Origin of the sequence: Candidatus Aramenus sp. CH1 (genome assembly GCA_022678445.1) — an archaeon.
In the GTDB taxonomy this organism is placed as follows: Archaea; Thermoproteota; Thermoprotei_A; order Sulfolobales; family Sulfolobaceae; genus Aramenus.
This window is the reverse complement of record JALBWU010000007.1, coordinates 191,056-212,735: the sequence shown is the minus strand read 5'-3', so window position 1 is coordinate 212,735 and position 21,680 is coordinate 191,056. Positions and strand designations below refer to the sequence as shown.

The window sequence follows — 21,680 nt, the reverse complement described above, 5'->3', positions numbered from 1 at the left end:
CGATGCCTTTGCCTAGGCGTTGAGTTTATTAGGCAACAAGAAATATTTTAAGGTGCGGGGATGCCCGAGCTAGGCCAAAGGGGGTAGGCTTAGGCCCTACTGGCGAAGGCCTGCGTGGGTTCAAGTCCCACTCCCCGCATCCTTAAAGTTGGTGTTGACTTCTTCGGGCTCCTCGTACCACTTTACCTTCTCCCCTATCTTAGCGCGCATCTTCCACTTCATCGACTTTGGATGGGCCTCTATCTTTTCCCTCAGCTTCTGCAACTTGGGGACTATCACCCCTGCGTGTGGGCTTTCCCTTAAGAACTCCAGCATCCTGTCGTGATTTATTGTGTAGGTCTTATAGAAGCCCCAGTCGTTTGAGAGGAGGTCGGCTATGTAGTTGGAGTCAAGGGTCTTGTCGTAGTCCTTATCGCCTACCTCAAAGTCGTAGAGCAGGGCTGCGACGTCCTTCTTGTCGTTTTCCGTGAGGTTTATTATTTGCATCTTAGTGAGGAGGAGGTCAGAAGGAGGTATCGTCGGGTAGTATATTGGGAGCCTGTCCTTCAGCACCAGTTTGTGACACATCATGAACTCGTCCAGGAACACGTCCACTGTGGTCTCTAGGACTTGGTCGTAAAACATTAGCCTAATCGAGCCGTGAAGAGCGTTAAACCTCTTGTTCTGTTCCATGCCTAGGGACTCCATGACGGAGATTATCTCCTTTCTCTGGGACGAGAGACCGAAATAGTCAGCGTCCTTGTAGCTCCTAGGAAACAGCTCCGCCCCCCTTGGAGCTATGGAGGCTATGGCTGCCCCTCCTATCAGCCTAAGCGTTACTCCCTTGTCCTTTGCCTTGCCGACTACCTCCAAGGCTCTTTTTAACAACTTTTCTTTATCAACCCCTATTACTGAACACCCTGTATACAAATGGTTCTACGAGGAAAAAATATTTTTACGCAAACGCCGTTATCTGTTTTCCGCCATCTTTCTCATCACGTAAATATTAATGAGATAGAAAGCCAAGACTATTAGCGTGAAGACTACTCCAAGGGCGATCAAGGGCGTTATCTGGGCTGAGTTGCCGTAGCCGAAGATTATGGGGAATGGGCCTATCAGCACTACTCCGCCTACGGTGGGCTGAGATGACGCTGTCTGTGGCACAGATGTAGGCATAGAGGAGAGACTGCCTATTATCACCATCGCCATCCCAGAGAGGATTACTAGAATGCCTATGATGGTTAATCTCATAACTATCTTTCCTCAACTAATACTTATAACGGTGACGCTTATTTGTATTACGGTGGAATAATATCAATATTATCTTCGCAAAAGGAAGAAACCGGAAAAATGGCGGAAAAGCTCGGAAAACTACATGAGGACGGCAAGATCAGGATATACTACAGGAGGAACGGCGACTACATAAGGTCAGTGCTTGTGCCCACAGAGTACCCAGAGAGGATACTAACTGCAGCAGAAGCCCTAAGTCTCTCCTCCTATTCGTTTATCCACGTTCCCCTAGAGGCGAAGTGGACTGAAGGGGAGTTAGCCTTGCTGGTCGACTCCCTTGGGGTAAGGGGGGCATTAATTACCCCTCTGCCAGAGGCAAACGTGAAGAAGCTCTTTAAAGGGACAAGCCTTGAGGTCTTTGAAGTACGCCAAGAAGTGGGGGAAGTAGAAGTAAAGGAAGAGGACAGAGGTTTCGTCTATATTGACAGGGTCTTTGTAGTGAAGGGAGTAGGAGTGGTCGTGACCGGGTTTTCATACACCCCCGTTAAAGTCCACGACAAACTAAAAGTCCTACCCCAGGGAAAGGAGGTCGAGGTCAAGAGCATTCAAGTGCTTGACGAGGATCAGCAAGAAGTAGGCGTAGGCGTTAGAATAGGGTTTGCACTGAGAAACGTAAAGGAGGAAGAGCTAAAGGATTCGTTTGCGCTAGTTAAACCTGGGGCTAAGACTCTTAAGGAGTTCACGGCAAACATAAAGGTGTACCCTTGGTCGAAGGTAGAGGAGAAGAAGTACCACATGGTAGGTAACGGGATCTCCGCAGTGGCTGAGCTTAAGGTTGATGGAGAAAAAGCGACAGTTAGGCTACCATTTGACGTCCCTGCTTCAAGGAGGTTTGTAGTCATAGACGTCAATGTAAGGCAGGGAAAGCCAAGAGTTGTAGGTTACCTCGAAGTAGGTAGTTAAAAATATATTCCCTGTTTAGCGAATTTTAATTGCGGCCGTAGTCTAGCCTGGATAGGACGCCTGCCTGCCACGCAGGAGGTCCCGGGTTCAAATCCCGGCGGTCGCATAGGGGGACACCCCTTACTGCTATTTTCGATTTAATGTACGTTTCAATCACGTAAATTATTTAGTATGCCATGTGTTTATAATAGCATTACTTTAGATCGTTTAAACCCTTTCCTCTGACATGTGACTAATTTTTAACTCGTAAACCGTAAAAATAACTGTGCAGGAACTTCCGAAGCCTTGGTTTGACCTTAAAAGTTACAAGCAGATAAGGCTAGAGGAGGCCAAGTTTGAGGCTAATTTAGCTCAGAAGTTCCTAGAAGAGGGACTTGTTAGAAACGCTGCAGGGAAGGCTTTTCAAGCCTGGAAGGCGTTGATCGGGGCAATGCTTGTTGACAAACGGGAAGAGCTGATAAAGAAGTACCCAGGCAGGAAGAAGATAAAAGGCGGGAAGGCAGTTGAAAAGGCTGACTGGCTAATAGCTATAGTCCCAACTTCTTACCTAGAAGAGCTCTCGCTACTTATAGGTAAGGACGCAGCCATGATAACGGCAATTGCCCTACAAGTTCACGATTACCAATATAACGGTCCTGACAAGGAGGGGGTCTTAAGCGCATTTAGGAGTGACGAGGTAGCTACGGAACACATAAGAATATTAATTGAGGAAATCTTGAGGAGAGCAGATAAAAGTCTAGCTACACAAGTTTAACGCTACACTGCATAGGTGAGTCTCATGTGCTCCGTCTACCATACAGATCTTCAGAAAACGATAAGTAGCTAGACGAGTGAACTCGATCAATCTTGTCGAGGGTTATGAGGAAAGAGACTTTGGGCCTATCCTTGGTACTCCTACTTGACCTCCTCAGTTTAGAAGGGATTTTATCGTATAAGTTGAACTCCAAGGTCTGGGATAAAGCTTTCCGTGTGGTCATCGATTACTACAATCTCCCTCCTGTCGATAGCCTTAGCGTCTGTGATAGGCTGCTCATCTTCAAGCTAGCATGGGGGTTGCTATCTCCCAGCCTCAAACTTGTTGCTAGGCGAGACAATCTCCAATAACACTTGACGTATTCTCACCAGCTTCTCCCTGATCTCGTTTTTGAGCGGCCTGTTTCCTCTTCGTTGGTTGTATTATTGGGTTCCTTTAGCGACATCTACGTGTCTTACCTGCTGGGCTCAGAACTTTTCCTGTTGACGGTTGCCTTATTGCTCAAGCTAACCATGGGTAGCCAGAGGTAAAAGCTTACGTAACGTGAGATGTTGCCTTAACAGGGCGGATTATCGTTATGGAGAGAGCAACTCGCAGTCATTGACGAGGAAAGATCCTTTGTTCTCAAGCTATAGTTTAGCAAAAATCTCTTTTCGCCTTTTACTAAAGCGTTTTAACTTACCAGTATAAAACTACTCAATGATGAGCGGTGGGTAAATTGGCGGAGGGATGAAGACGGTCTTGAGTGCTGAGTTTTAGCTTCCGTTTAATCCCCTTCTGAGCTCCTCTAAGTTGTGGTCGGCAGTGAAGAGGACAGGTACGTCATGAGGGAGAGCCGCCTTAAAGCTAACCAAAAGCCACTGCCCCACCTCTAGGTCAAGGGTCCTGTCCATTAGGGCGTCGTTTATTCCAAAGGTTTCCGCCACTAACTGCCTATCGTAGGGCCTAGGTAGCGTACTTATGAAGTAGGTGTGAAGCTGTTGTAACACGTTGGTGTTTAAGTAAGCGAGCCTCTGGGTGCTTATCAAGGCGTGGAGGTGGTACTTCCTACCGTGCCTCAACAGCTTCTCAATGGCGTTACTAGATGATTCACTCTTGTCCTTCTGCCTAGTGTCGAAGGGTATGAACTCCTGGGCCTCGTCTATGACGAAGAGCACTGGGGTGGCGGAGTAGAGCCTTTTCCTCCTGTTCATCACCTCGTTGATCAGCGAGGCCACTATCCCCCTAGCCTCGTCTATGTTGGGCAACTCGAGGACAAACAGCCTAGGTGAAGAAGGGGACGAATCAAGGACCTCTATTGCGAGCTTCTCTATGTCGTAGTCCTCTGTCTCTTGAATGGGCTCGTTGAAATAAGCCTTCAGCCCCGACAAAAAGGAAAAGATGGTCGCGCTCTCCTTCAGGCCGCTGGCCCTCGCCTCTTCCTCCACTTGGTCCAATATCTGGGAGACTGAGTCGTCGACTATGTCCTCCTTGCTCAGCTTCCTCTCCCTCATAAAGGAGTCCAACTTCTTCAGGAGTAGCCCGAACAAGGGTTTCTGCGCGAAGGAAGTGTACTTATCGCTTATCTGGGCGCTTACCATTGCCAACAGATCCCCGTAAGTTAAGTACTGGAACTCTTCAGGAGGCACATAGAGGTGCCTCATCTTCGGATAAACGTCGACAGACGCTTGCCTAATCCTGTCCCTTAGGTCTGCCACCTCCTCAGGTATAACGTGAGTTCTCAGGAACCTTCTAGCCCCTTCCTCTGGGGTGAGGGCTAGCCTTTCGGTGGTAACCAGCCTCGACTCATGCTTCAGTAGCTGGTCCAACAATAGGACGGCGTACTCCATCGAGATGTCCACCACGACGACCTTTACGTCCAAACTACTCAAAGCCCTTCTTATTAGCAGAGACGTCAAATTGGACTTACCTGACCCAGTAAACGCGAACACTCCTATGTGGTAGTTTATGGCTCTCCTTAGGTCGACTGTCAGCGGGATGCCCTCACCTATTATCTCCCCTATTTTTACTCCCTTCTCCTCGCAGACGAACTTCTTGAATACCCCCTGGTTCAACACATATACTGTAGAAGCAAGCAATGGAGGCACGTAACCCTTCTTGAACTTTACGCCACCGTCAACCTCCAGTAAATAACCTATAGGGTAAGCGTGCACTTCAATCCAAGCATTTGGGTCTTCGCTCCCCCAGTTCTCCTCCACCCTCCTCATCACCTCTTCCCTGATCTCCCTAGGTACTGACTGGTCTAACTCTAGCATGCCGTAGTGCATTGGCAGGAAGTCCACCACTTCGAGTAGTAAATAGGAGTTCTCCTCCATCGTCTTCACAGCCAAGAGCTTTCCTATGCTAAGCGCCTTCCCTGCTGTGAACGGCATCTCAACCAAAAAACTCCTGAAACTCACGAAACCCCTTCCGTCAGCGGTCTGCCTAGTTAGTACCTTTACCTCCCTGAGTCTACCCCTTATTTCCTCAAAAACGCCATCCATTGTTCTTCGCCCTACGCTGTTCAATTAAACTCCTAAATTCCCTATATTTTAACGTCTTCCCCACGCCCAGCTCTACGGCCCTTTGCATCCTGTTCCTGAACAGCTTGACTACCTTGTCTGCCACGAAGAGTGGGTAATTGTAGCCCAACGCCTCTGGTATGGGGTAGTTGCCACAAACGTAGAGGAACGAGAGCACTTCCTCAGAATTCTTGAAGTTTGTCTCTACCCTGAAGACCCAGCTAACTCTGTTGAGCTTGAAGTAGCCTGTAGTCAGTTCCCCTTCTTTTTCCACCAAGAGCCAAGGGTACTCGTTAAACGTACCGTCAAGCTGTGCCCTTACCTTTGGGTCGAAGTCCTTTACTATCCCTATGGCGTGCTTGGGGACTGAGTACCCCTTCTCCACGTCCATGGTCAGCTTCCTGTCCATAAGGACGACTTCGGCGTTAGAGGAATTAGCTAGCTCGTACTCAAGCCTCCGCATAGCTTCATCTCCCTGCCCCTCAACGAGATCGTCCTTAACCTCGTAAGAAGAGAACTTGAGCCTCTCCCCCTCTAGCATAAAGTCTACCTTGGCTGCAACAACGTAGGAGAAGACTCCCTCCTTCGTGTAAACCTCGTGGAGGCTACCGTCCACGGCAGTTAGAGATAATTTAAAAGAGTGGACGGAGTTCATATTCAATCTGATAAAATTGGAAACTCCCATATCTCTGATTACTAATGTTCTCCTGCCGAATATAAGGGCTTTGGAGGCGAAGAGACTAAGAACCATGAACATAAGCCAGACTAAGATAGCCTCCCTCCTGGGAGTCACTCAACCTGCAGTAAAGCAGTACTTAGACGTGAAGGAGGAGATATACTCGGAAAAGCTCAGGGAACTTGGGCTCAGTGACAAGGAAATCCAGGAGTTCCTAGATGAGCTTACCGAAATATTGGTAAAGAACAACGTCAAGGATACCATGTACTTCGTGACCATGCAGGGCTTGAAGATGCTGAGCGAGCTGAAGTTCTGTAATTACCATAGGCGCGTAAACCCCACAATACCCCTGGACTGTAACATATGCGAGTCGTTTTACAGGGAGGACGAAGAAGAGGAGATCTCATTGGCTATATCCATGTTGCAGAACGAAACGATCGGGCTCCTAATCCCAGAGGTACTTAGTAACATTGCTTTCTCCAAGAGGAACCCCCATGACGTGGCTGACGTGATAGCTGTACCCGGCAGGATAGCAAAGGTCAGGGGGCTACCTACCCCAGTATCGAAGCCAATGTGGGGAGGGAGCAGGCACTTGGCAATCATACTCATTCACGTGAACAAGAGGTTCCCCAAGGTTAGGTCAGTCATGAATATAAAGTTCGATAAAAACGTGTTAGAGGCCATGAAGAGTGTAGGGCTGAGATACGTCGAAGCGGGACCAAGAGACTACGCGAACGATGAGGAGATAGCTGAGGAGATAGTAAAAGCTTACAACGGGGAAGACGCCGTTATACACTTGGGAGGTAAGGGGATCGAGCCGATAACCTACGTCTTTGGCTCAGACCCACTGGAGGTAGCGAGAAAGGTGATAAACGTCTCCAGAAGGTATAGGGAGATATTAGAAGGGGGGGTTCAGCCAAAGAACACGTGAACTATTTAGCTGGATAACAGCCTCCTAACCCTAGGCCACCAATTGTACTTCTTGAGCACTGCCATGATTGCCGGTACAAAGATGGGTCTCACCACGAACGTGTCGAAGAGCACCGAGAAGCTCACGGCAAAGCCTATCTCCTGCAGGAACTTCATGTTGGTGAACACGAGGGAGAAGAAGGCACCCGAGAGTATAAGGCCTGCGGTAGTTACCACTAGGCCAGTGTTCTTTACCCCCGAGACTATTCTTTCCTCTTCCTCTCCCCTTTCCTCCACTATCCTCAAGATAATGAACATGTCGTAGTCTATTCCAAGGCTAAAGAGCAGGGCAAACACTATTAAGGGCGACAGCCAATAGGGACTATGGAACACCGCATCCATTACAGCCACCCCTACTAGGGAGCTGACCAAGAGGGTCAAGCTTAGCCTTATTGGGACTATTGCCGAGCCCAGTACCAGGAAGAGGTACAAGGTTATGAGACCTATTGTGAGGGGCAAGACCTCGGAGTAGTAAATGGAGACTGTGTTATCTACTATGTCTATCCTCTGGGCGTTGCTTCCCCCCATCATGTAGCCTTGGTTTATGAGCTCCCTTGTCAAGTTTATTGCCCCTTGACTGAACACTGGGTAAGGTATGTAAACCTCAACTAGAGTGTAGTTGTGACTGTAGAAGCCTCCCACGTATTCGCTCTTGTTAAGGACTTTCTTGCCTATAGAGAAGGGGCTATAGGCTAGCCCTCCCTCGGAAATTACCTTCTTGGCTAGAGCTGCGACCTCTCCGTAGGTAGAGTTAGGGTTCCCCTTTATTAACACATAGTCAACGCTGTAGTTGAAGAGCGAGCCCAGTTGTCCTAGACCCCTAACTGAAGACGAGTAGCTCGGGACGATCTCGTTCACGTCCACGTTGCTGGGATGGGTGGCGAAGATAAAGTAGGAGAGCAGGGCTAAGGCTAGCATCGCTGATACAACTACCACCTTCTTGGATATGGAGTACCTAGCCGCGCTCTCCAAGTACTTTTGCCTAGTATCAGTGGGGTTGGGCACCTCCCTCCTAGGGAAGCCCAACACCCTCTGGGGGATTACCATCAACGCGGTATAGTTGAACATGACTGCGGGAACTATGGAGGATACCGACGCTACTATTAACGCCTCCCCTATGTTCCTCAATAGAGGGGATGATGAGATTACAAAGGAGGCAAAGCCTATTGTTATGCTTATCCCGCTAAAGATCGCACCTCTACCCGCTGTCTTAAACGCTGTCTTCAGCGGGTCTTTTGCACCTTTCCTTATCTCCTCAAAGTAACGGTAGACGAAGAGGATGGAGTAGTCAACGGTTATTCCAAATACTATGGGAGGGATGACTAACCCAGAGATGTAGTAAACTTGGTAGCCGAAGAGCGTTAGGATGTGCAGAATTCCGTAAGCTAGAACCACTCCGATTACTGCAGAAGTGATGAGCAATAGTATGGGCACTAGGGAGCGTAACAACGCTATGAGGAGGGCCCCCACCAGCAGAACTGTCACTACGTCTATAATCTCCAAGTTACCTTGAGTGTAATAGGCGGACTGGGCGTAGATGGCCAAGTGGCCTGTTACAGACCCGTTAACATGCTGTATGAACTCCTCCACTGAAGTCAAGCTCTCGTTTTTCGGAACCACGACTATGAAGAGCCACTCGTTGCCCTTGTGGAAGTCGGAGATCGAAATTGGCGGAGGGGGTAGCTCCTTCTCTATCTCGCTTACCGCAAACTGCTCCGGATCTATTAACGCCTCGTTTGGGACGGGCTTACCGGTGAGCAGGTAGACTAGGTAAGAGTAGTTATTGAAGGACGATAACGCGTTGTAGGCGTGGGAAAAATTGCTGTAGTTACTAAAGGAGAAGAGCAAGACGTATGGGTCCTTGAACACGAAGAGCCCAGCTTTCCTCGAAGCGTCGAGCTGTGAGTACCCCTCCTCTAGCAACCTCTGATATACCAGGCTGAAGGTTAGCGCATCTGAGGAATTGGAGTGGAAACTCCCTGTAGGTATACCGTAGGTGACGTTGAGCTGATACTCGAAGTAAGTGAAGTTGTCCAGGAGGAGCTGTCTCTCTCTGCTCAAGTTCAAGTAAAGTTGGTGAAGCGGCTCCAGAGACGAGGTGATGTTCTCTACTTCAGGGGAGACCTCTTTTAGATAGGTCTTGTTTGCCTGTTCCACGTACTCGTAAGGCGTTATTAGGACGTAGTCTTGGAGGTACTTCAAGTTTGACTTAACCTCTTCGTAGCTCTGGTTATACGTTCCGTTTACTATTACGTATATGCTTGAGTTTTCACTTAGCTTAAAGTACTGAGAAACGATGTAGTCTACCACGACGCTCTGGTACTCCTTTCCTAGAAAGGGTGAGTCGCTGTACACGAAGTCCTTCTGTATGTTAAGCGCGAAAGGGACTAGGATAACTAGGAGGACTATCCAAGGGACGAGTAAAAGTAGTTTGGAGTACACATGTATAATTGATAATAGCTTTGCTAAAATCGTTTGGGAAATACCAATTTTACGACTGGAACCTATTTATCTCATGAAGGAAGAAATTACTTATGTCGTCTCTAAAGGACGCCCTTAAACTACTCGAGGAAGTGGAGAAGATCATAAGCTCCGCCAACCCGACGACGGAGGACAAGAGGGTAATTAACGAGATCATTGCTAAGAACATGAAAATAGAGGCAGAGATATACTCCATGTACTTGAAAATGTAAAGTCTTTTTCTTCATTACAGAAAATGCTTATAAACGTCTGTTTGAAACTTTTCTTTTAGAATGTTTGAGATATTCGTAGACATGATAGTCAACTCAGAGGAAAAGGTAATAACGGACGACGGGCACCTAGTTGCATTCTCCAAGGGTATGGCCGAGGAACTGAGGAACTTGGGAATAGGGAGTAAGGCTTTCGCAAACTGGGTCACTGCGTACTTCGAGGAGAGGGTCACTAGCTACTCAGTGTATTATAAGAGGTTAAACGTTCCAGAGGGACCAGAGGTGTTCTCTAGGGTGTTCGAATTTTGGGTCAACTTCCCCAATTATCAAACCAAGCTCTTCGCGGTCATAAGCAACTTCAAGGACGTCAGCAAGGTGACCCTAATAGACTCGAAATTGATAAACATGGAAGTGGAGAAAGTCATGAAAGACGTCAATAAGTATAAGGACGCTCTAATAACTATGCCATTTCTCTACAAGTTCCTGGTTTTCGAGGCATTCAACGCCTTTAGAAAGATGAAGGAACTGAGGTTTGAGGGATTGGTTAGAGCCAAGCAGAGTGACTACCTGCTTGCGGTCAACAAGGACCTTAACGCGGTCATATGGATGGTGGACTCCACCAACCTGAAGTACGTGAACGACGTTGGGAAAGAAAACTTGGGCGTGAGCAGTATTTTATAGCTGAAAATCCATACATTTATGACCAAATTTGGCTACTTTGGATGAGTTAGAGTGGAGATTTAGAAACTTAAGTGAGCCGACATCCTTCCTGTTAGCTATACTTTCGATAGCTGTGAAAGCAATACCGCTATATTTCATCATCTCACGTCCACTAGCTCCGTTTGTCATACCGGCAGTAATAACTGCGGCAGTTATCGCGGTAATCCCACATGAGCTAGCGCACAGGCAAATGGCTAGAAGATACGGTTGCTTTTCCAGGTTTACCGTTAGCTTCACCGGGTTTCTGACCACCACCGTAATCAACATATTGCCCGTCTTTGGGCTGGTCTTCTTCTCAGGGTACACGCTACTAATCAACATATTGCCCGTCTTTGGGCTGGTCTTCTTCTCAGGGTACACGCTACTCTCGTGTAGGTTTTTCTCTACAAATAGAGAGATAGAGGGTAAGTCCGCTGCTGTTGGTCCTGCGACCAACTTGGCTATTTCCATTCTCACGTACATACTAGCCACGTACATACTAGCTTTGACTACCTCTGGCCTAGCGTCTTTCTTTCTATTCTATATATCGGCCTTTAACGCCGTGGTGGCCTTCTTCAACTTGTTACCCTTCTGGATACTGGACGGGCTTAAGGTGTTTAGGTGGAACATAGGTGCCTGGATAGCAATGATTATAGCGGCTGTAGCTATGATGATCTTCACTGGTCAGATATGAAAACTACGATAGCCCTAATGATAGCTGTCCTCCTGGGCTTTTTAGTAGGAAATCTCCTCTACTTAACTGGCAACCCTACCTTCTACTACCTAATACAAGTGAACTACTTGGTACTCAGAGGGGATTACTTCAGCCTGCTTACCTCAATATTCGTGACAAACAGCTTCCTGGACTTCTTCTTCAACTTCTTCTCGTTAGGCGTTATCTACTACTTGTTTGGATCGAGGGCGGGGAAGTTCGAGTACTTGGTGTTCCTCCTCTCTGGGCTAGTAGGCAACGTCTTTACCCTTTTCTTCTTCCCTCCTTTCACTGCAAGTGAGGGAGCTTCTGGGGGGATATTCGGCGTCTTTGCCTTTTACGTGATAGAAGACATGGTAGAGATGCACAGGGTCGACTACAACGGCTTGGGCATATTGCTCTTCGTATTTATCTTGAGCGACGTCATACCCCACGTCAACTTCGTCGCCCATCTGGGGGGAATTCTCACAGGAGTACTACTGGCTTTAGCGACCCCTTATCTTTTAAAGAGAAGCGGAGAAGCCTAGACCTCATGAACTTAATAGAAGAGGCTCTACTAATCATAGGCATAGCAATGATGCCCTACGGACTCTACGAGATTGCCAAGGGGGAAGGAGACAAGCAGGTGAAGTTGCTCCTCATAGGCACCTCGTTAGCGTTATTTATTATTGAGTTCATCCTAGCGTATAGATGATAATTCTAGTCTCGGGAACTCCAGGAGTAGGCAAGACAACTGTAGCCAAGGAACTGGCGAAGAGGTACAACTTGAGTTATTTTTCGGTTTCCCAGTTTATCATAGAAAACAAACTCTACGTTAACTACGACGAGGAAAGGCAGACGTACAACATAGACGAGAGCGTAATAGAGAAGGTCAACAGGGAAGTGGAACGCCTACGCGACGTCGTCGTAGAGACCATATACCCTTCGCTCTTGGACAGGGCGGACAAGGTGATCCTCCTGAGGAAGAACCCACTAAAGCTATACGAAGAGCTTAAGAAGAGGGGATGGAACGACCTCAAGGTAGCGGAGAACGTAGAGGCGGAGATCTTGGGAGTGGTGAGTCAGGAGGCTAAGGACTGGTTCCAAAGCGTCTGTGAGATCGACGTAAGCGAGAAGACGACGGAAGAGGTAATTTCCATGGTAGAGAAAGGTGAGTGCAACAAGGACGTAGACTGGCTTTCCTCCCCTGAGGTCGAAGATCTCCTGCTCAAATTAGATAAAATTATTACCTCTCACGATAACGTATATCATAATGAGCAGTAATCCGTTTAGGATCCAGTCCCCACAGCAACCACAAAGGCAACCAAGGGACCTTAGGAAGGCCCAGCCACAAGTCCCTGCAGCAGACATGAAGATACAGATGAGGATGAAAAACGTGAAGTACAAGATAATCGTGCTCAGCGGAAAAGGAGGCGTTGGCAAGTCCTTCGTCTCATCGAATCTGGCTATGGCTTTGGCCGCTTCTGGAAAAACCGTGGGTATAGTAGACGTCGACTTCCACGGACCCTCGGTCCCCAAAATGCTAGGAGTAAGGGGGCAAGTACTCACCGCAGATGACAAGGGAATAAACCCAGTGCAGGGACCCTTCGGAATAAAGGTGGTCTCAATAGACTTCCTCCTTCCAAGGGACGACACCCCAGTGGTGTGGAGGGGTTCGATAAAGCACACTGCAATAAAGCAATTCCTAGGCGACGTAAACTGGGGGACGTTAGATTACCTAGTGGTGGACATGCCCCCGGGCACAGGAGACGAGGCGTTATCTGTGGCCCAACTACTCCCGGACATAACTGGAGCGGTCATAGTCACAATACCCTCTGAGGTTTCTACCCTCGCCGTTAAGAAGTCGATCACTTTCGTAAAGACAGTAAACACCAGGATACTCGGCATAGTAGAGAACATGAGCTACTTCGTGTGCCCATCTGACGGGAAGCCGTACTACATCTTCGGAGAGAACAAGGGAAAGAAGATGGCGGAGGAGATGGGAGTTCCCCTCTTAGGACAAGTGCCATTAGATCCGAGGATAGCTGAGGCAAATGACGCTGGGGAGCCGTTCTTCCTGAAGTACGTCGACTCTCCCACTTCTAAGGAGTTCCTTAACATAGCTGACAGGGTAATCAACATAGTGGAAAAGGGCACTACCTCTTAACGCGGAAGTAAAACCTTTTGGTCTCGTAGACTGGGTACTTCTCCACTATACCCTCCCTTACCATTTCAGCCAAGGTCTCCCTGAATTCAACTGCGTTAAAGTTGACGTCTTGCTTGAGGAGCTCCCTCATGATCTCCGTGGAGGTCTTGTCCCCTGTCTTGAGTACCTCAATGATTTTTTCCTTCAGCTCTTGGTTCATAGGTATTATTTCCTGCTACACCAATAAAAAATTAAGGTTACGCTTATGGAAATAACTTTAAAAACAATAAAAACTAAAATCTTTATGGTGAAAAGTTAAATGAGTATTGAAATTACTGAAAAAAGCGTCATATTAAAGAGATTCTTGATGGTGGGATACGGCCTTTCCGAGGCGGACGTAGAGGCGTTCATGAAAATAGTCAAGAGCAACGAAGGAAAAGACGTGGACTTCGTCTCCTCCGAGCTGGGGATAAGCAAGAGCAGGGCGAGCTTGATTTTAAAGCGCCTCTCCGACGCCGGCCTCGTGGAGAAACAGAAGAGCTCCGGCTCTAAGGGCGGGAGGCCAAAGTACATATACTACATAAACAAGGACGAAGTGATCTCCAAGATGATCAGCAGGGCAAAGGAGCTCTGCAAGGACCTCGAAAACATAATCCGCTCTTTATAAAAGCCTTATACCCTGGATCAAGATGTAAGCTCCGAAAGAAGCCAGGATGACAAAGGACACAAAGTTTACGTATTTGACGTACCTTTTTACGTATAAGTTGGAGAAGTAGGGAAATGTGAGGACCCAGACCACTATCCCAGAAAAGAAGCCCAAGACGCTCAACGCGCCCAAACTGTCTATCATGTAGATCCCTATCGTCACCCACCAACTGATCTGGTATGGATTGGTCAAGCCCATAACAAGCCCGGTAAAGTAGTTCCCCCTGACAGACGTTTTGACGGAGGGACTAGACTTGAGGGTAAGGTAGGCTAAAAACAGCAGGAGTAACCCACCCACCAAGTAAAGGAATTTCAAGGCCAGCGGTGGTATGTCGGCCCTTATGAAGTAGACCACTAGAAAGAATATGAAGTCCGCAGTCATGGCGCCAAATCCCACGCTACTGCCGTGGAGTTTGGACTTCATCGACTCCCTCAAGATCATGGCGTTAACTGGACCAGGTGGAGCTGCCATGGACATACCGAGCAAAACACCTAGCGCGAAGGATATCATGACGTGATCTCCTTGAACCTCAGAGCGTTTTTGACGGAGTATACGTTATTGAAGAGGACATAAGATTTTTCGTCCACCTTTTCCTTGAGCTTGCGCAAGTCCTCCTCCGTGTAGTCGTACTTATAGTTAACCTCTCCTCCCCCTATGCCGTGTAGTCTGAAGTACTTTACCTCCCCGTAGAGGGGGTCGTGCCTAAACGGGTCAACTACGTGTATCGCCTTGATGTTCCTTAATACCTCGAGAAGTAGATCCACGTTAGCGTACCACACCCCCCTTGGCTCCCAGCCATAAATGAAGTTCCTGTCCACCACCGAGAAGAACTGCCTTATGTTATCCACGTTCTCCCTAGTCGGGGAAAAGGAGGGCGGACTCTGAAAAACGATTATCCTTGAGCCTAGAACCTTAGCCTCCTCTAAGGTGACCTCCAACGCCTTCTCCGTGTCCTTGTTTAGCTTAAAGTCACCAGCGTTTGCCTTGTCCTCTAGTTTAAACCTCCTCATCTTGGCGAAGTTGGAGTTGTAGGTATGGGTTATGACTTGTAACGCCTTAACGGTGTACTCAACCTTATCGCTGTACCCCCTCCACCTCTTGAGCTCCTCTTGGCTCACCTCGTCGTAGAAGGTCTTCTGGACCTCGAGCACGTCGAAAATCTTCGCGTACTTTCTACTCACGGAGCAAACTCCAACTTTCATTACATCAGCATCTCCAACTCCGCTTAAAAGCTTTCAAAATTACCCAATAACATAAAAAATTCAACATTAAGAATTTTTATTTTGTATGAGACGAGAAAATGCGTCATGTATTAAAAAAGATTTTGGAAAAAATTTAAAGAGCATAGTGGAGAGGCATAATTATGCAAGAGGAGGAAATGATTAGGAAGGCTAAGGAGCTGTACGAGGCAGGGATGAGCATAAGGAAGATAGCCCAACAGCTAAACCTCAGCTACTCTAGGGCTAGGAAACTGCTCAAGGACGCGGGGGTCCAGTTCAGGGGGAAACTGCCCAAGGAGACCGAGGAAAAGATAGTAGAGCTGGGGAAGAAGGGCTACAGCGCAAACAGGATAAGCAAGGAGCTTGGAGTGAACTCCAACACTGTACTCAGGATACTGAGGAGGTACGGCCTCGTAAAGAGGAAGAGGAGGTTGAGCGAGGACAAGATCAAGGTGATAGAGGAAATGTACAAGAGCGGGGCGTCCATCTACAAGATAGCCAAACAGCTAGACGTCTCCACAAACCTTGTAGTGTATTACTTAAAGAAACTAAACATTTACAAGCCTACTCATGAATCTTATTCCACATCTCAGTAGCTAACTTGCCCTCGTACTTGAACAGCCTTACCCTGTCCTTAGCTTCCTCCCTCTTCTGCCTGTGTTGCTCCAGGAACTCGTTTAGCCTCTCTATTAGGATCTGCTTTAGTTCCCCCGTGAGCATCTTCCCAGACCTATACTCCTCCTCTATTTTCTTTATCCTGTTGTCGTCGGGCTCAAAGAAGTAGTAGAGCCACTGGAAAGGCACGTCGATGTCTGGGTTACCGCCGTATTTCCTGTGGAGCTCAATTGTTGGCTGGCCACCGGAGAAGGCGTACTTCATGATCTTCCTCTCGACAGTCTTTGGGTCGTCCGTCAAGTAGATGGCGGACTCCGGGTTTGAGGAGCTCATCTTCCCCTCTGGTCCCGTGAGCGGTGGGAGGAACTTGCTATGTATCTGCGCTGCCTTGTAATAACCAAGGCTCTCCGCTATGTCCCTCTGGAGCCTCCAGTAGGGGTCTTGGTCGATACCTGCAGGGATCAAGCACCTCCTCTTCTCGAACATAGTCGGGGCTATCTGGAGGGCAGGGTAGAAGATTATGCCAATATTAGAAGAGGTGTCCAGCCCAAAGGTCGCCTTTACCTCGTTGAAGGTCAGCTTCTTTGCTATCTTAACGGCTATGGGGTACATGTTCTTTATGTACTCCGTGTCCTGGAAGATGAAAGTCCTGTCTGGGTCGAAGCCGACAGCTATTATGTCCAAGATGTTCTCGTAGGCCCACTGCCTCGTCTGGTCCAGCGTGTAGTCAACGTTCCTCATGAACTTCTCGTCGTCTGTGATCTCTATATAGAGATTTACCTTGAACTTCTCCTGGAGCCACCTGGTAAATATGAAGGGGATGAGGTGGCCTATGTGCATCCCTAGTGAGGGCGCCCTCCCCGTATAGAGGAAAAACCTGCGCCCCTCCTCGTAGTCCTTTAGGACTAGGTCGAGGTCTCTGTGGGAGAAGAACACGTTCCTCCTCAACATTACGTGAAGGTCTCCTCCAACTAGCCTCGATATCCTCTGCTTCAGCTCCTCGGTGACCTTCTGTGTACCAAACTGGATTATGAGCTTGTCGTAGTCCACCTTACCCTTAACTTCCCAAGGAGTAACAGTGTAATTTTCGCCTTCCACAAAAATGAGGATACAGAGTAGAATAAAAAAGCGTTTTTATGCCTTTTGGGTTAGGGTGGCTGCAGGAAGGTCGGGGAACTTCTCCTTCATCTTCTGCTCTGCAATGGCAGATGCCTCCTCCAGAATCTTCCTTGCCTCCGCAGTTGGCGCCGAGGAGTACGAGTAGGCTCCTGCGAAGTCTCCGGCCTCCACTACCACCTCCTGTAGCCCTTCTCCTAGGGCACCTAACTCCACGGATAGCTCCGGCATAACTCCCTTCAACACTCCTCTCAGCTCGTTGATCACTCCCACCACTGGCACTAGGTTCACAAAGACATCGCCTATCTCGCTAACGGTCTCGAGCCTTAGCTCCACCTGCTCAAGGGCTATCTGCGTCATCAACAGCTGTTTGCTTATCTTCCTTATTTCAGCCACCTCGTTTGCGTACATCGCTGCCCTTGCTGTGTCCTTAGCCATCTGCGCCTCAACGACCCTCTCAAAGAGTATCTTGTCCCTCTCCTGCATCCTCCCTATGTAAGCGTCGAGCCTGCTTATCATGGAGCGCAACTGGTAGTGAGCTTGAACGAGCTTGTACTTAAGGGGCTGCCTCCCCTTAAATACGCCCTTTACTCCTCCCCAAATGGCCTTTTCTTCCGATCCAGCCCAATACTTTTGGAAGTTTTTACCGAGCATCTTAACTACAATATTGTTCTGTTTGGCTTTTAAGAGTCAAGAAATGTAATATGGTGCCCTTCTCAACCGACGTTTTCCTAGGACGTTTTCACTCCTCCTGGAAGTTGGTGAACGGAGGGTAATGAGGAGGTATTTTCGCGTTTAAGGGGGACTGGAAACGGGTAAAGGCTTTTATGGGAATACAAAAGAGGACAAACCCCTTTAAATTCCCGGAGAATAAACAGTTAACGATGACAGAGGAACTGTTCTTAAAGGACTCGTACGTGAGGGAGTTCGAGGCTATGGTAGTAAAGTCAACGGAGGAAGGGGTAGTGTTGGACAAGACTGCTTTCTACCCAGGCGGGGGAGGGCTAGAGAACGACGTGGGAAAGCTGATCTTTGAGGGAAAGGAGTACAAGGTAACTGAGGTCAAGAGGAAAGACGGGGAAATAGTCCACAAGGTCGAGGAAAAGGTGCCGGAGGGGGCGGTAATAAAGGGAGTGATAGACTGGGAGAGAAGGTACGCGATGATGAGGTTGCACACCGCCTCCCACATAATTTCGGCCATAGCCTTCAGCAAGTACAACGCGATGGTTACTGGAGGCAGCATTACGCCAGAGTACGCTAAGGACGACTTCAACGTGGAGGACAAGAGCGTCCTAGCTGAAATAGTGAGGGAGGCCAACGAGGTCGCCAAGAAGGGGATAGAGGTAAAGGTGTACTTCCTCCCAAGGGAGGAGGCAATGATGATACCCGGGATAGTGAAGCTGATGGGCAGGAACCCCCCAGAGGTGCCAGTCTGGAGGATAGTGGAAATCCCCGGAGTGGACATCCAAGCAGACGGGGGGCCACACGTGAAGAACACGAGGGAGATAGGGGAGATCCAGATCCTAAAGGTAGAGAACAGGGGGAAGGGGAGGAAGAGGGTCTACTACACCGTCAAGACCACACAAACTTGACGCTAGTGAGGAACCTGACCAGAAACCCCGACGCTATGCCAACGAAGTTGATAGCGCCAAGCAAGATGGACTGCAACTTCACAAAAGAGGAGAAGAAGAGGACGCTCAAGATCTCCGTTAAGTTGCCGAAGTGTAGCACCGCAATTAGGAGGGCCACCACAACAATGTACTGCACCACTCCGCCGGAGAGGGAGGAGAGGTGGAACTTGCCCAACCTCCTCCAAACGCTCCCAGTCCTCTTGTCATTGAAGGTCCAAAAGTCGTTCAAGACGAAGTTAAAGAGGATTGACACCTCTATTGCGAGGGCAAGGGAAACTGAAAGGGGGAGCAACTTTGCCGTAAAGAGGACGACGCCCTCGTTCACCAATGTACCTAGTCCGCCGACTACCGCGTACTTAAGCAGTCTGCTCATCTCTCTAAAACTTTGAAACTTCCCTTTAAAACCCTTTGGTAATTTTCGCAGAGATTTAATACAAATTGTATTATATCCTCAAACCCGTCCTTTAGGGCTACCCTGATGTAGTGAGAGTCCAGACCAACGAAGTTGCTGGCATCCCTCACTAGGTACCCCTTTCCTAATAAGTACTGGACGACGTCCCTAGAGGTGCAAGGTGTCCTCCACAGGAAGAACGGGGCCCTACTGCGGTATGCCTTACCCGGTAACTTCTTGGAGGAGTAGATAGTCAAAAGCCCCTCCACCTTCCTCCTACTCTCTGCAAAGAACCTCCTGACCTCCTTGGGGTCCACGTTCGAGAACACGTAGTAGGCAATGGAGTTCACCCTCCATGGGATAGCCTTTGCCTCCAGCTCCCTCGACTTAGCCCCCAAGGTGAACCCTATCCTCAGACCAGGAACGGAAAGCGACTTGGTAAAAGTAGAGATTACGAGGAGGTTGGGGAACTCCTCCACGTACTTAGCGAAGCTCTTGACTGGGCTTATGTCGGCGAAGGACTCATCCACCACTACTTCCTTCCCTAGCTGGAGGGCGGAGAGAACCTCGTTAAAGGAAGCCTCTGCCCCTGTGGGGTTATTGGGGTTGGAAATTATCACCTTCTCTCCCCTGATGGGGAAGCGGAAGGAGTCGCCTACCTCCTCCGCAAAGTATATTGACGACCTCGGGTACTCTACGAAGTTGGGCTCCGGCACAGAAAAGCCCTTTCCCAGGAGCCTTATTGCCTCCATAGCCCCGTTGAACACGCCCACCAGCCCTGGGTCTACGCCATACACCTCTGCAATTACCTGTTTAAGGGATGAGTAGTCGTCAGGATAGAACTTGTGAACTCCCCTCTTCACCGCCTCCTCGATTAGCTCCTCAAGGAAAGCAGGAGTGCTTAAGGGGTTCAAGTTAACGCTGAAGTCCTTGACCTCCGGTGGCCTCCCCCTTTCCCACCTACCCCCTCCGTGGATCAAAGTCCTTTTCCCCCAAGTAGTTGCTTATGACGTTCTTCTCCGCCCTTCTGAGGATCTCGGACAAGTTGGAGACGCTCATGTTGAGCTTCTCAGCTAACTCTTGTATCTTTATCTTCCTTGGGTAGTCAAAGAAACCTGCTTCAAAGGCTATCTTCAAGATCTGCTCTTGCCTTGCAGTCAGCACGTCCTGCGACTTCGCCTTCACGACCCGGATTATCTTTACTTCAATCTTCTTGTCCACGAACTCCCTGAGGAGTCTCTTCAGCTCAGCGTAGTCGCTTAGTATAACCGTCCATCTGACCTCTTCTGGCCACACAACTCCGTTTAGGATTATGTAACCGGAGAGTATCCTCTCGACGGGAGTGTCTAGCTCTATGGTGCCGAGGTACTTGAACTTGGAGACCTTTGTAAACTTGCCGTTGAGCTTTTGGAGAGCTCCCTCGTCGCCCTTGAACTCCGCGAGGAGCCTAGCCAACCCGTTGGACTCCTTTACGTCAAGCACGATCAAGGAGTTCTTAGTCCAGTCAATCCCCCTGGTCCAGTCCTCTTGCGGAGACCTCAAGGTAACGTATAAAACCATCGAAAAATAAGTGGAAACGGGGAAATTTAAGCGTGACACAAGCCCGATGTCAGCACGTTACAGTAGGACGAAGCGTAGATCGTTAGTACAAGAAAACTTTAAATCTAAGTTCTCAATTATTATCACAGTGCTCCGGTAGTATAGCCCGGTCAAGCCCTGCCATCTACTAGGGCACCGAGAGTATGCAGGCCTTTCGAGCCTGTGACCCGGGTTCAAATCCCGGCCGGAGCACTGTGGCGGGGGTTCCCCCGCACCACATCTCCTTGATGGGCCAGCGAACTCAAGTGGTGAGGTATGAGTAGGCTCTCTCTTTCCCCTTCTACTCCTCACAGTAATGGGGACAGTTCTCCCAGCTGTTACAAAGTGCCCTTCAGCTCCCCCTTCTGCAATAGTTGTCCCAAGCAGCCATCACAGAGGTAAAGAACCTCTAGTCAAAGTCGCTAACAGGCTCGTACGAGTTTTACGAATCGCACAAAGCGAACAACAACTTCTGACTCGACGACCAGGCTAAGTTTCTGCAGGCTGTCCCCAGTATTGGCAGACGTATCCGAGACGCGTTAACTCAATATTGCAGTTCCTACATGAGGTCGACATCAACGGGTCGTTCATAAAGCACTTCGAGTACCCTACAGAGACTGGGCTTTAACACGTGGATAAACTGGTTTAAAACCCTGGGGATAACCTCTTATACATGAACTTCTCTGCCTCGACTCGCTACAACATCGCAATGCCCCTGGCGTACCTCTCGCCCATTGTAGTCAGGTTACCCGACGGGGTCTTGGTTACCAAGGGATGGAGGACTTCATAATCGACAGTGGGTCTGATGGACAGAACCCTCTCTGAGAGGGCTTTACCGGAAACGTAACTAACGGCTCCAAGGTAGTCATAGCCAACAGCGCAAGGACTTACCTAAACTTAACCGGGCTGTCGTTCTTTAAAGTCCCTTCAGAGGAGCTTTACGTGGACTTTGATGCGCTCAACGAGCTTCCCCACCTAGACCCTGTTAGGTTCCTCAACGGCGTTGGAGTACAGTACAACTACTTGGACGTGTTGGAGCTCCTCGTAGGTAACAACCAGCCTACTGACTTCCAGTTAGTTCGGAGACCCAGTCGTGGGGTATAGCCGCTATCGAAGCTGACTCGT

The 21,680-nt window shown here is 48.8% G+C and carries 27 protein-coding genes and 3 tRNA genes; 17 read left to right on the top strand and 13 right to left on the bottom strand.

All coding sequences use genetic code 11. The features are described from left to right. The first annotated feature begins 54 nt into the window (after positions 1–54). A tRNA-Leu gene (locus tag MPF33_07210) sits at positions 55–139 on the top strand. Here the strand turns inward: MPF33_07210 and MPF33_07205 are convergent. Both MPF33_07205 and MPF33_07200 read right to left on the bottom strand, forming a co-directional pair. Next, positions 121–888 (bottom strand): hypothetical protein, encoded by a 768-nt coding sequence (locus MPF33_07205; protein MCI2415012.1) that lies wholly within the window; start codon positions 886–888, stop codon positions 121–123. The genes MPF33_07210 and MPF33_07205 overlap by 19 nt on opposite strands. A 60-nt stretch (positions 889–948) precedes the next feature. Further along, positions 949–1,230 (bottom strand): DUF131 domain-containing protein, encoded by a 282-nt coding sequence (locus tag MPF33_07200; GenBank protein ID MCI2415011.1) that lies wholly within the window; start codon positions 1,228–1,230, stop codon positions 949–951. Between the two features lie 42 nt (positions 1,231–1,272). Here MPF33_07200 and MPF33_07195 point away from each other — a divergent pair, with 42 nt between their 5' ends. From MPF33_07195 to MPF33_07185, 3 genes are all read left to right on the top strand, one after another. Beyond that, positions 1,273–2,172 carry a translation elongation factor gene (locus MPF33_07195; GenBank protein MCI2415010.1) on the top strand — a complete coding sequence of 300 codons (900 nt, stop codon included), beginning with the start codon at positions 1,273–1,275 and terminating at the stop codon, positions 2,170–2,172. Positions 2,173–2,203: 31 nt separating this feature from the next. Continuing rightward, a tRNA-Gly gene (locus tag MPF33_07190) sits at positions 2,204–2,278 on the top strand. A 159-nt stretch (positions 2,279–2,437) separates the two neighbouring features. Next, entirely contained in the window at positions 2,438–2,926 is a 489-nt protein-coding gene (locus MPF33_07185; GenBank protein MCI2415009.1) for a PaREP1 family protein, read from the top strand. Between the two features lie 755 nt (positions 2,927–3,681). Here MPF33_07185 and MPF33_07180 read toward each other — a convergent pair. Continuing rightward, positions 3,682–5,409 carry an ATP-binding protein gene (locus MPF33_07180; protein MCI2415008.1) on the bottom strand — a complete coding sequence of 576 codons (1,728 nt, stop codon included), beginning with the start codon at positions 5,407–5,409 and terminating at the stop codon, positions 3,682–3,684. Next, on the bottom strand, positions 5,393–6,043 hold the full coding sequence (locus MPF33_07175; protein MCI2415007.1) for a hypothetical protein: 651 nt from the start codon (positions 6,041–6,043) through the stop codon (positions 5,393–5,395). The genes MPF33_07180 and MPF33_07175 overlap by 17 nt, the downstream gene beginning before the upstream one ends. Positions 6,044–6,176: 133 nt before the next feature. Here MPF33_07175 and MPF33_07170 point away from each other — a divergent pair, with 133 nt between their 5' ends. After that, positions 6,177–7,034 (top strand): transcriptional regulator, encoded by an 858-nt coding sequence (locus tag MPF33_07170; protein ID MCI2415006.1) that lies wholly within the window; start codon positions 6,177–6,179, stop codon positions 7,032–7,034. Positions 7,035–7,039: 5 nt separating this feature from the next. Here MPF33_07170 and MPF33_07165 read toward each other — a convergent pair whose 3' ends face one another. Next, entirely contained in the window at positions 7,040–9,514 is a 2,475-nt protein-coding gene (locus MPF33_07165) for an MMPL family transporter (GenBank protein MCI2415005.1), read from the bottom strand. A 92-nt stretch (positions 9,515–9,606) separates the two neighbouring features. Here MPF33_07165 and MPF33_07160 point away from each other — a divergent pair, with 92 nt between their 5' ends. The 7 genes from MPF33_07160 to MPF33_07130 are packed head-to-tail and all read left to right on the top strand — an operon-like array spanning position 9,607 to position 13,319. Beyond that, a complete protein-coding gene (locus MPF33_07160; GenBank protein ID MCI2415004.1) occupies positions 9,607–9,765 on the top strand; it encodes a hypothetical protein in 159 nt (52 codons plus the stop codon). A gap of 60 nt (positions 9,766–9,825) precedes the next feature. After that, positions 9,826–10,443: a hypothetical protein gene (locus MPF33_07155; GenBank protein ID MCI2415003.1), complete on the top strand. Its 618-nt coding sequence runs from the start codon at positions 9,826–9,828 to the stop codon at positions 10,441–10,443. 28 nt (positions 10,444–10,471) lie between these two features. Beyond that, complete coding sequence (locus MPF33_07150; protein ID MCI2415002.1) at positions 10,472–11,155, top strand: peptidase M50; 684 nt, start codon at positions 10,472–10,474, stop codon at positions 11,153–11,155. Continuing rightward, on the top strand, positions 11,152–11,700 hold the full coding sequence (locus MPF33_07145; GenBank protein ID MCI2415001.1) for a rhomboid family intramembrane serine protease: 549 nt from the start codon (positions 11,152–11,154) through the stop codon (positions 11,698–11,700). Before MPF33_07150 ends, MPF33_07145 begins: the two co-directional genes overlap by 4 nt. A 5-nt stretch (positions 11,701–11,705) precedes the next feature. Then, entirely contained in the window at positions 11,706–11,867 is a 162-nt protein-coding gene (locus tag MPF33_07140; protein ID MCI2415000.1) for a hypothetical protein, read from the top strand. Further along, complete coding sequence (locus MPF33_07135; protein ID MCI2414999.1) at positions 11,864–12,436, top strand: adenylate kinase family protein; 573 nt, start codon at positions 11,864–11,866, stop codon at positions 12,434–12,436. The genes MPF33_07140 and MPF33_07135 overlap by 4 nt, the downstream gene beginning before the upstream one ends. Next, on the top strand, positions 12,426–13,319 hold the full coding sequence (locus tag MPF33_07130; GenBank protein ID MCI2414998.1) for an Mrp/NBP35 family ATP-binding protein: 894 nt from the start codon (positions 12,426–12,428) through the stop codon (positions 13,317–13,319). Before MPF33_07135 ends, MPF33_07130 begins: the two co-directional genes overlap by 11 nt. Here the strand turns inward: MPF33_07130 and MPF33_07125 are convergent. Beyond that, positions 13,309–13,518, bottom strand: coding sequence for a hypothetical protein (locus MPF33_07125; GenBank protein ID MCI2414997.1), 210 nt, complete (start codon positions 13,516–13,518; stop codon positions 13,309–13,311). The two genes, MPF33_07130 and MPF33_07125, sit on opposite strands and share 11 nt — an antisense overlap. Before the next feature lie 99 nt (positions 13,519–13,617). On the opposite strand from MPF33_07125, the gene MPF33_07120 reads away from it, so the two are divergent. Continuing rightward, on the top strand, positions 13,618–13,965 hold the full coding sequence (locus MPF33_07120) for a MarR family transcriptional regulator (protein MCI2414996.1): 348 nt from the start codon (positions 13,618–13,620) through the stop codon (positions 13,963–13,965). On the opposite strand, the gene MPF33_07115 is transcribed toward MPF33_07120, so the two are convergent. Both MPF33_07115 and MPF33_07110 read right to left on the bottom strand, forming a co-directional pair. Continuing rightward, complete coding sequence (locus tag MPF33_07115; protein ID MCI2414995.1) at positions 13,960–14,514, bottom strand: LysE family transporter; 555 nt, start codon at positions 14,512–14,514, stop codon at positions 13,960–13,962. The genes MPF33_07120 and MPF33_07115 overlap by 6 nt on opposite strands. Beyond that, complete coding sequence (locus MPF33_07110) at positions 14,511–15,206, bottom strand: DUF72 domain-containing protein (protein MCI2414994.1); 696 nt, start codon at positions 15,204–15,206, stop codon at positions 14,511–14,513. Before MPF33_07110 ends, MPF33_07115 begins: the two co-directional genes overlap by 4 nt. Before the next feature lie 161 nt (positions 15,207–15,367). Between MPF33_07110 and cbp1 the strand changes: the two genes are divergently transcribed. Then, entirely contained in the window at positions 15,368–15,820 is a 453-nt protein-coding gene (cbp1, locus tag MPF33_07105; protein ID MCI2414993.1) for a CRISPR DNA repeat-binding protein Cbp1, read from the top strand. Here the strand turns inward: cbp1 and MPF33_07100 are convergent. Next, positions 15,789–16,937 (bottom strand): tryptophan--tRNA ligase, encoded by a 1,149-nt coding sequence (locus MPF33_07100; protein MCI2414992.1) that lies wholly within the window; start codon positions 16,935–16,937, stop codon positions 15,789–15,791. The two genes, cbp1 and MPF33_07100, sit on opposite strands and share 32 nt — an antisense overlap. Positions 16,938–16,973: 36 nt before the next feature. Then, a complete protein-coding gene (locus MPF33_07095; GenBank protein MCI2414991.1) occupies positions 16,974–17,609 on the bottom strand; it encodes a Snf7 family protein in 636 nt (211 codons plus the stop codon). A 230-nt stretch (positions 17,610–17,839) separates the two neighbouring features. On the opposite strand from MPF33_07095, the gene MPF33_07090 reads away from it, so the two are divergent. Further along, positions 17,840–18,547: an alanyl-tRNA editing protein gene (locus tag MPF33_07090; protein ID MCI2414990.1), complete on the top strand. Its 708-nt coding sequence runs from the start codon at positions 17,840–17,842 to the stop codon at positions 18,545–18,547. Here the strand turns inward: MPF33_07090 and MPF33_07085 are convergent. From MPF33_07085 to MPF33_07075, 3 genes are read right to left on the bottom strand one after another with little or no spacing between them, the layout of a single operon-like run. After that, on the bottom strand, positions 18,528–18,959 hold the full coding sequence (locus MPF33_07085; GenBank protein ID MCI2414989.1) for a GtrA family protein: 432 nt from the start codon (positions 18,957–18,959) through the stop codon (positions 18,528–18,530). The genes MPF33_07090 and MPF33_07085 overlap by 20 nt on opposite strands. After that, positions 18,956–19,957 (bottom strand): aminotransferase class I/II-fold pyridoxal phosphate-dependent enzyme, encoded by a 1,002-nt coding sequence (locus tag MPF33_07080; protein MCI2414988.1) that lies wholly within the window; start codon positions 19,955–19,957, stop codon positions 18,956–18,958. Before MPF33_07080 ends, MPF33_07085 begins: the two co-directional genes overlap by 4 nt. Further along, entirely contained in the window at positions 19,938–20,537 is a 600-nt protein-coding gene (locus MPF33_07075; GenBank protein ID MCI2414987.1) for a helix-turn-helix domain-containing protein, read from the bottom strand. The genes MPF33_07080 and MPF33_07075 overlap by 20 nt, the downstream gene beginning before the upstream one ends. A 129-nt stretch (positions 20,538–20,666) precedes the next feature. Here MPF33_07075 and MPF33_07070 point away from each other — a divergent pair. After that, a tRNA-Glu gene (locus tag MPF33_07070) sits at positions 20,667–20,768 on the top strand. Positions 20,769–21,497: 729 nt separating this feature from the next. Further along, the gene (locus MPF33_07065; protein ID MCI2414986.1) at positions 21,498–21,659 is read left to right on the top strand and encodes a hypothetical protein; all 162 of its coding nucleotides are present in this window, start codon (positions 21,498–21,500) and stop codon (positions 21,657–21,659) included. Positions 21,660–21,680 lie beyond the last annotated feature (21 nt).

What these genes read in the sequence shown, in the direction of transcription:
- MPF33_07170 (MCI2415006.1), top strand. Translation starts at nt 6,177, where the DNA reads ATGAACATAAGCCAGACTAAGATAGCCTCCCTCCTGGGAGTCACTCAA.
- MPF33_07120 (MCI2414996.1), top strand. Translation starts at nt 13,618, where the DNA reads ATGAGTATTGAAATTACTGAAAAAAGCGTCATATTAAAGAGATTCTTG.
- MPF33_07125 (MCI2414997.1), bottom strand. Translation starts at nt 13,518, where the DNA reads ATGAACCAAGAGCTGAAGGAAAAAATCATTGAGGTACTCAAGACAGGG.
- MPF33_07110 (MCI2414994.1), bottom strand. Translation starts at nt 15,206, where the DNA reads ATGAAAGTTGGAGTTTGCTCCGTGAGTAGAAAGTACGCGAAGATTTTC.
- MPF33_07085 (MCI2414989.1), bottom strand. Translation starts at nt 18,959, where the DNA reads ATGAGCAGACTGCTTAAGTACGCGGTAGTCGGCGGACTAGGTACATTG.
- MPF33_07155 (MCI2415003.1), top strand. Translation starts at nt 9,826, where the DNA reads ATGTTTGAGATATTCGTAGACATGATAGTCAACTCAGAGGAAAAGGTA.
- MPF33_07090 (MCI2414990.1), top strand. Translation starts at nt 17,840, where the DNA reads ATGACAGAGGAACTGTTCTTAAAGGACTCGTACGTGAGGGAGTTCGAG.
- MPF33_07095 (MCI2414991.1), bottom strand. Translation starts at nt 17,609, where the DNA reads ATGCTCGGTAAAAACTTCCAAAAGTATTGGGCTGGATCGGAAGAAAAG.
- MPF33_07200 (MCI2415011.1), bottom strand. Translation starts at nt 1,230, where the DNA reads ATGAGATTAACCATCATAGGCATTCTAGTAATCCTCTCTGGGATGGCG.
- MPF33_07180 (MCI2415008.1), bottom strand. Translation starts at nt 5,409, where the DNA reads ATGGATGGCGTTTTTGAGGAAATAAGGGGTAGACTCAGGGAGGTAAAG.
- MPF33_07145 (MCI2415001.1), top strand. Translation starts at nt 11,152, where the DNA reads ATGAAAACTACGATAGCCCTAATGATAGCTGTCCTCCTGGGCTTTTTA.
- MPF33_07130 (MCI2414998.1), top strand. Translation starts at nt 12,426, where the DNA reads ATGAGCAGTAATCCGTTTAGGATCCAGTCCCCACAGCAACCACAAAGG.
- cbp1 (MCI2414993.1), top strand. Translation starts at nt 15,368, where the DNA reads ATGCAAGAGGAGGAAATGATTAGGAAGGCTAAGGAGCTGTACGAGGCA.
- MPF33_07160 (MCI2415004.1), top strand. Translation starts at nt 9,607, where the DNA reads ATGTCGTCTCTAAAGGACGCCCTTAAACTACTCGAGGAAGTGGAGAAG.
- MPF33_07140 (MCI2415000.1), top strand. Translation starts at nt 11,706, where the DNA reads ATGAACTTAATAGAAGAGGCTCTACTAATCATAGGCATAGCAATGATG.
- MPF33_07135 (MCI2414999.1), top strand. Translation starts at nt 11,864, where the DNA reads ATGATAATTCTAGTCTCGGGAACTCCAGGAGTAGGCAAGACAACTGTA.
- MPF33_07075 (MCI2414987.1), bottom strand. Translation starts at nt 20,537, where the DNA reads ATGGTTTTATACGTTACCTTGAGGTCTCCGCAAGAGGACTGGACCAGG.
- MPF33_07115 (MCI2414995.1), bottom strand. Translation starts at nt 14,514, where the DNA reads ATGATATCCTTCGCGCTAGGTGTTTTGCTCGGTATGTCCATGGCAGCT.